Origin of the sequence: Cohnella xylanilytica, assembly GCF_014212175.1 — a bacterium.
GTDB lineage: Bacteria > Bacillota > Bacilli > Paenibacillales > Paenibacillaceae > Cohnella > Cohnella xylanilytica.
In genome coordinates this window covers 24168-30167 of sequence record NZ_JACJVR010000062.1, presented here as the reverse complement: position 1 = coordinate 30167, position 6000 = coordinate 24168, and the positions used below count along the sequence as shown (strand labels likewise).

Annotated in this window: 5 protein-coding genes; all 5 read right to left on the bottom strand. The window is 66.3% G+C overall.

Going from position 1 to position 6000, the window contains the following annotated elements:
- A partial coding sequence (locus tag H7B90_RS16095) for an ABC transporter permease (protein WP_185136914.1) occupies positions 1-1109 on the bottom strand: 1109 nt, incomplete at its 3' end.
- Positions 1102-1860, bottom strand: a complete 759-nt coding sequence (locus H7B90_RS16090; protein WP_185136913.1) for an ABC transporter ATP-binding protein — start codon at positions 1858-1860, stop codon at positions 1102-1104. The genes H7B90_RS16090 and H7B90_RS16095, both read right to left, overlap by 8 nt.
- 247 nt (positions 1861-2107) lie before the next feature.
- The gene (locus H7B90_RS16085) at positions 2108-3361 is read right to left on the bottom strand and encodes an S-layer homology domain-containing protein (protein WP_246578426.1); all 1254 of its coding nucleotides are present in this window, start codon (positions 3359-3361) and stop codon (positions 2108-2110) included.
- A 207-nt stretch (positions 3362-3568) separates the two neighbouring features.
- Entirely contained in the window at positions 3569-5143 is a 1575-nt protein-coding gene (locus H7B90_RS16080; RefSeq protein WP_260411074.1) for a DEAD/DEAH box helicase, read from the bottom strand.
- A 13-nt stretch (positions 5144-5156) separates the two neighbouring features.
- Positions 5157-5939 carry an SDR family NAD(P)-dependent oxidoreductase gene (locus H7B90_RS16075; RefSeq protein ID WP_185136912.1) on the bottom strand — a complete coding sequence of 261 codons (783 nt, stop codon included), beginning with the start codon at positions 5937-5939 and terminating at the stop codon, positions 5157-5159.
- Between the last annotated feature and the right edge of the window lie 61 nt (positions 5940-6000).

Here is a 6000-nt window from a genome sequence, read left to right as displayed (position 1 = left end):
GCGACAAGGCCGGCGGCCCGCGTCACGCCGGCGACGGCGCGCAGGCGCCGCTCCGGCCGCAGCGGCACGACGGCGGCGTTCTCCGCGAAGCGGGTCCGCCCCAGTTCGGTGAGCTGGAGGCCGCCGACGAAGACGGCGATGGCGAACGCGATCGCGTCGAGCAGCGGCTCCTTCGCCATCGCGAGGATGACGATCAGCACCGCGTTCCAGCGCCAGAAGGCGCCGAAGGTGTCGCTTCTCAGCAGCGTCTTCGCGTATAGGAACGTCCAGGCCGAATCGCGCCGCCAAGGCAGCCGATCGGCGGTCCAGGCGATCCAGCCCCTCCGCGCCGGGCGCGACGTCTCCGAAGGGACGTCGACGAACCAGCTCAGGAAGCGCAGCCAGCGCCGGCGCGCGGCCGCTTCTTCGGCGATCAGCCGGTCCCACGGCAGAGCGTGGCGGGTCTGCAGGCGGGCCAGCGCGTACAGGACCGCGGCGCATAGGACGGCGAAGGCGAGGGCCGGGACGAACGGCCGCAGCAGCAACCCCGCTGCGACGAGCGCGACGGCGGCGAAGCGCGCCGCCCGGAGGCCGACGCGCCAGGCGCTAGACGCGAGCCTGCGCTCGTTCCACGCCGCGTGCGCGTTCCAGGCGCCGACCAAGGCGAACGCCAGGCCGAGCAGCGGCAGCGGGCGTCCCGCCGCCGCTTCGGCGGTCGGAGCCGCCTGGCTGTACAGCGGCGCGAATACGGCGAACGCCGCCAGCATCCGCAAGGCGGAGGCCAGCATCGCCCGGCGCGCCTTCGGCAGCACGACGGCGGCGAGCGCCTCCTTCTCCAGCGGAACAACGAACACCGTGTCGGCCGGCTGGAAGTAGGTCCTAAGCGGCGCGTAGAGCGCGATCAAGAGAAGGACGACGGTGCCGACGATATCCGACGGCCAGTCGCCGGGATCGTTCAACAGCCGGATATAGCCGGTGATCAGCGTAATGCCGATCGCCGACAGCAAGAGCCCGAAGCCGCTCTGCAGCACGTAACGGAAGTAAGGGATGAGTTCCTGGCGGAACGCGGCCGCGCGCGAGCGGTACAGCTCCCGCAGCTTCTCCAGGCTGGCGTGGCGGGGATCAGCCAAGCGGTCCTCCCCCTTCTTCGGCGGCCCCCACCAGCGCTTCGAAGGCGTCGTCCAGCGTCGGCTGCCCGCCCGCGGCGGCCTTGACTTGCTCCGGCGTCCCGGAAGCGATGATTCTTCCCTGATGAAGCACGACCAGATTGTCGGCCCGCCTCTCCAGCGCCGGCAAAATATGCGAGCTGAGCAGAATGGCGCTCCCGCGGCTCCGGGCTTCCTCCAGCGCTCCGATCAGCGCCCGTGTAGCCAGCGGATCGAGCCCGAGGAACGGCTCGTCGATGATGAGCAGCGGAGGCGAGACGAGCAGGGCGTTCATGAGCATGACCTTCTGCTTCATGCCCTTGGACAGCGTATCCGGCAGTTGGCCGAGCGCCTTGTCCATCCGGAACGTCCGGGCGAGGGCCGCCGTCCGCTTCTCCGCCTCGGCGGCGTCGATGCCGTACGCCATGGCGGTCCACCGCAGATGCTCGGCTACCGTCAGGTTCGGGAACAGCGACGGCTGCTCCGGCACGTATGCGCAGGAGGAGCGGTACTTGTCCCGGTCCTCCGCGAGGCGGACGCCGGCGACCTTCACCTCTCCCGAATGCGGGAGCATAAGCCCGAGAATATGCTTGATCGCGGTGCTCTTCCCCGCTCCGTTCAGCCCGATCAATCCGGTCAGCTCCCCGGGCTTCACCGAGAAGGTAACCTCGTGCAGCACGGGCTTCCGCTGGCTGTAACCGCCCGTCAGCTTCGTCAATTCCAAGGCCGAAGTCACGGCACGATTCCCCCCTTAGTATCCGATCTTCATGACTTCCATTATAGACCAGCCTGGGGGGCGGCACCAAATTCGGCTCCCGCGGGAGCGGCCCGCTTAAGGGAAGACGATTGGATCGAGATGGGGGCTCACCCAACCAAAAAAAGCCGCCTCCCGGAGGAGACGGCTTCCTTCGCGCGGGACAAGCCCGCCTGCGGACGCCCTGCGCTTGCGGCTTTGAAGCGCAGCTTATCCGCGTCATTTTCAATTAAGAGACGATCTCGATCTCCGTGACGACATTGTTCACGATCTTCACCTTGACCTCTTGGTTCGGCGCGAGAGCGGCGTCTTCGTCGCCGGTGATCTTCACGTTCGAGGAGACGTCGTACACGGTCGTGCCGGTCACTCCGTCTACCGTCTTCACGATCGAGACGGTGGAGATCTTCCCGCTCGTGTTCAGCGTAATCGTTCCGATCTTGCCGGAATCCGTCTTCGACTCGTCGGCCGCGTCCTTCACGTCGACGAACACGACTTTGCCTTCGAACGTGCGAACGAGCACTTCGTCGCCGGCCTGGAGGGCGGAAGCGGACACCTTCTTGTCGTTGCGGAAAATGAAGACGTCCGAGCCGAGCGTCAAGGAGACGACCGTTCCGTCGGCCTTCTTCACCTTCAGCGTGCTGCCCGAGACGCTGTCGATGACGCCCGTCAGCGCGGAGGCGTTGCTGTCCGGCAGCTGCTCGTCCGCGCGGTCCAGCAGAGCGGCCAGCTCGGCGCGCGTGACCGGCTTGTTCGGCTTGAACGTGTTGTCGTCGTAGCCGGTGATAAGCCCCTTCTTGACGGCGACGGCCACGTAGCCGACGGAACCGGCCGGAATCTGGTCGGCGTCGCGGAAGTCGAGCTCGGCGCCCATGCTCGCCTTCGCTTCGTCCTCCAGCTTAAGCGCCTTCACGAGCAGAACGGACGCCCACAGGCGGTCCGCCGGCTTCTCCGCCTGCACCGTCGTATCGGATTCCGAGAACAGGTCGTTCTCGAGCGCGACCTTCAGGTAGCCGACCGCCCAAGGATACTTCTTCTGGATTTGCTTGAAGTCCTTGAAGTTCAATTCGGCGTTCATGTTGTCCGCCGATTCCGCTTCCGCCTTCAGCCCGAGCAGGCGAACGGCCGCAACGAGCGCTTCGATGCGCGTAATGTTGCTCTTCGGCTTGAAGCTTCCGTCCTCGTATCCGTTGAACACTTGCTTGGAGGCCAGGCGGATAATGTGGGAATAGGCCCACTTCCAATCTTCTTCCTTCAAGTCGTTGTAGTTCAGGTTGATTTCGATTTTGCCCTTGCCCTTGACTTCGGACTTCGAAGCTTGCTTGGACTCTTTCTCTTCATGCTTGGAGTCGTTCTTGCCCTTTCCGTCCGCGTACGCGCCGGAAGCTCCTCCTACCAGCATCCCTACGGCCAGCGTCGCTGCCGCCGTTTTTTTCCACATCGGGTGAAGCGTCTTGCTCTTCGCGTTGTCGTTGTTCTGCATCATGCCAAACACGCTCCCTTGTCTGATTGGATCGGCGCCTTAGAGCCCATCCGGCGCCGCGTATCCATATCGTTCGGGGGTTCGGCGCGGGTTGGCGGGGTAGCAAGCGCAAAATGCGACCTTCGTCCCACAAAAAAACCGCATCCCGGCGATAATCGCCGAGAATGCGGGTCTTTGGTCGGAGTATCGAAGAGCGGACGGCCCTCCCCCTCAAGACGAAGGAGTCGGCGGTTCCTGCTGCGAGGACTGGCTCCGCTTCTCCTTCAGCCAGCGAGGAGCGCCTTTGTTCTTGTTGTCCCGCTTGCGGTCGGCCTTGATCTTGGCGGCGCGGGACGGCTTCGGCGGCTCCGGCTTCCGCGGCGCGGCGGGGGCCGCAGCCTCCGCGCCTGCTCCGCCGACGTGACCTGCGCCCGCTCGGCGGGAAGCGGCCGCCGGTCTCGCTCCCGCAGACGCGGCGGCGGAAGACCGGCCCGGGCGCGAGCCGATGCCCGGCTTCCCCTTCGCGCCGGAAGAAGCGTCCCGGGTCGGCGCGGCGGAAGAAGAAGCCTCCTCCTCACGCCCCTTGCGCGCTCTGCGGGCCTCTTCGACGGACAGAAGCCGCCCCTCCCGCAGCGCCTTCTCCGTCAGCTCGATGGCGAGCTGCTTCGAGAGCTTGGCCATGATGAACCGCTCTTGCGGCTCGATCAGCGTGATCGAGCGCCCGCTTCGGCCCATCCGGCCCGTCCGGCCGGCGCGGTGCACGTAATGGTCCGCGTCGAGCGCCGGCTCGAACTGGATAACGAGCGGCAAGCCGGGAATGTCCAGCCCCCGCGCGGCGACGTCCGATGCGATGAGCAGCTTCGTCCGCCCTTCGCGGAACTTGCGCATCGCGTCGCTGCGCTCGCGTCCCGGCGTGTCGCCGTACAGCGCGTCGACCGCGAAGCCTTCGTAGCGCAGCTTGCTCAGCAGCTCGCCGATCCTCTCGATATCGTTGACGAAGATCAGGGCCCCCGCCGGACGAAGATTCCGGATGAGGCGGCGCACCGTATCGATCTTGTCCCGCCTGTCGCAGACGAGGTAGACGTGGTCGATCGTCGGCGGCAGCCCGCTCGCGGCTTCCTCGCCCTCGTCTTCGGGCATCCAAGGGTCGCGCAGCCAGCGGCTCTCCGCCTCGCGCATCGCTTCCGACCGGGTGGCGGAGACGAACACCGTCTGCCGCTCGCGGTCGGCTCCCTTCAGAATCGCTTCCACGTCCCCCTTGCCTCCGAGCGAGAAGACGCGATCCGTCTCGTCGACGACGATCATCTTCACCTGGTGCAAGGGAAGCTTCTTCAGCTTGGCGACTTCGCGCACCCGGCCCGGCGTGCCCACGACGAGGTGGGGCCGCTGCTTCATTCGCTCCAGCTGGCGGGACAGCGCCGCTCCCCCGATCAGCGCCACGGTCTTGATGCCGAGCGGCTCGCCGTACGTCTCCGCCACGCGCACGATCTGCATGGCGAGCTCCTGCGTCGGCGCCAGGACGGCCGCTTGCGTCTCCCGGCGCTGCGGGTCGATCCGCTGCAGCACGGGAAGCAAATACGCGAGCGTCTTGCCGGAGCCTGTCGGCGAGCGCAGGATGGCGTCGCGCCCTTGCGCGAGCGGGGGGATGGCCGCTTGCTGGACCGGCGTCGGACCGGTCATGCCGGCCTCGGCCAGCAGGGAAGCCAACCGTTCGTTCAGCCCGATCGCTTCGAACGCGGCCTTCCCTTGGGCGGTGACGGCTTCGTTATCGGGACCGCCGGACGGCGGCATTGATTGATCGCTCATAGAGCCACTCCTCTCACTTCTTGTTCAGCAGACCCGACAGCAGCCGGTCCGCCGTTCTCGGGAACAGCTGGAACAGCTTCGCCCCGGCGGCCGAGACGAAGGGCAGATCCTTCTCCGGCTTCCCGCTCTCGATGACGTCGACGATGGCGCGGGCTACCTTCTCCGTCTTCAGCATGAATCGGCCCAGATTGCGGACGTACGTGCCGTCCGGATCGGCCCGGTCGAAGAACGGAGTGTCGATCGGCCCGGGATTGACGGCCGACACGAGGATTCCCGTTCCTTTGCAATCTTGCCTGAGCGCGTTCGTGAAGCCGAGCAACGCGTGCTTGGAGGCCGCGTACGCGGTCGACTTCGCCGTTCCTAGTTTGCCCGCAATCGACGCGACGTTGACGATATGTCCTTTGCCCGCCGCGGCCATATGCGGATAGACGGCCTTCGCGCAGCGGACCGCTCCCAGGTAGTTGACGTCCATCGCTTCCCGGAATTGCTCGATCGTCGCGTCGCGGAAGGGGATGAATTCGCCGAAGCCCGCGTTGTTGACGAGCACGTCGATGCGGCCGTACTTCCCGACCGTCGCCCGGATCGCCTCATTCACCGAACGTTCGTCCGTCACGTCCGTCGGGCAGACGAGATGCTCGCCCTCCACGGACGCGGACACCTCGCGAAGCTTGTCTCCGGACCGGGCCGCGAGCACCGGCGCGGCCCCGCGCTTCGCGAGCTGCCGGACGGTCTCCGCCCCGACGCCGCTGGACGCTCCCGTCACGAAAACGACCAGCCCTTGCAGCGATACCTTCATGCGCGCTTGTCCCTCCCCGGGGAAAATTCTGTTCCGCCGTTCGTTCCGGTTCCATGCAAAA